This window comes from Chryseobacterium sp. DT-167, assembly GCF_058310155.1.
The window spans coordinates 1-1,098 of sequence record NZ_JBZEEQ010000035.1; the positions used below are offsets into that span (position 1 = coordinate 1).

Here is a 1,098-nt window from a genome sequence, read left to right on the forward strand (position 1 = left end):
TCACATGGGTTTCGTCTTCCAGTCCTACAACCTCATCCCGTCGCTCACGGCTCTCCAGAACGTGGAGCTCCCGGCTCGACTCGCGCGCCGTCCGATCGCGGCGGGCGAGGCGGAAGCGGCGCTCGCCGCCGTCGGTCTCGCGGACGTCGTCGGATCGCGGCCGCCGTTCCTCTCGGGCGGCCAGCAGCAGCGCGTCGCGATCGCACGCGCGATCTTCTCGAAACCGGATGTCGTGTTCGCGGACGAGCCCACCGGCGCGCTCGACGCCAACGCGAGCAGAGGGGTCCTCGATCTGCTCCGCGGGGTGAGCGACGCGGGGAGCGCCGTGCTCATGGTGACGCACGACCTCGAGGCCGCCGCGAGGACGGACCGTGCCCTCGTCATCCGTGACGGCGCCCTCCACAGCGAACTGGTCGACCCGACCGCGGCCGACGTCCTCGACGCCCTCTCGCGCACGCGGGCCCTCTGATGCGGGACCTCCTGCGCGCCGACCTCGCGAGCAATCTCCGCGTCTGGGTCGGGACGTTCGTGGTGCTCGTCGCAGCGGCCGTCGCCGCCGGCCTCCCGGCGACGATGATCGAGACTGCGACCCGAGCCGAGCTGCTGACGGCGCTCGCCCTGCTCGTACTCGCGAGCACGCTCATCGTCCTCACGACGATCTCCATGACGGTCGTGCTCTCGTCGGCGGTTCGTTCGCTCGTCGAGCTCCGGCGCCGCAGCTTCGCCTTGTGGCTCATCGTCGGGATGCAACCGGCGCAGGTGGCGAGGATCGTGCTCGGCCAGCTCGTCATCGTCGCCGTCGTGGCGGCAGCGGTCGGTGGGGCCGTCGCGGCACTCGTGTGTCCGCTCGTGGTCGGCTTCCTGTTGGGAGCGGCGACCGGTCTCGACGCGATCTCGCCGACAGTCGGCCCCCTGTCGGTCGCCATCTGCTCTGCGGTCGTCGTCATGGTCACGGCTCTCGCGGCGCTCCCGCTCGCTCGGCAAGCGGGCTTCACGCGGCCGATCGCGGTCCTGCGCGGCGAGGCGCCGACCCGGCGGCGCCCCGTGCTCCGCATCGTGGTCGCCGCGCTCCTCGTGGTCCTCGCGGTGCTCATGATC

At 71.9% G+C, this 1,098-nt stretch carries 2 protein-coding genes; both read left to right on the plus strand.

Annotation, left to right across the window (positions count from 1 at the left end; genetic code table 11):
* A partial coding sequence (locus AC4FQ5_RS19555; protein ID WP_491146165.1) for an ABC transporter ATP-binding protein occupies positions 1-469 on the plus strand: 469 nt, incomplete at its 5' end.
* The coding region (locus AC4FQ5_RS19560) for an FtsX-like permease family protein (protein WP_491146167.1) at positions 469-1,098 on the plus strand (630 nt) is incomplete at its 3' end. The genes AC4FQ5_RS19555 and AC4FQ5_RS19560, both read left to right, overlap by 1 nt.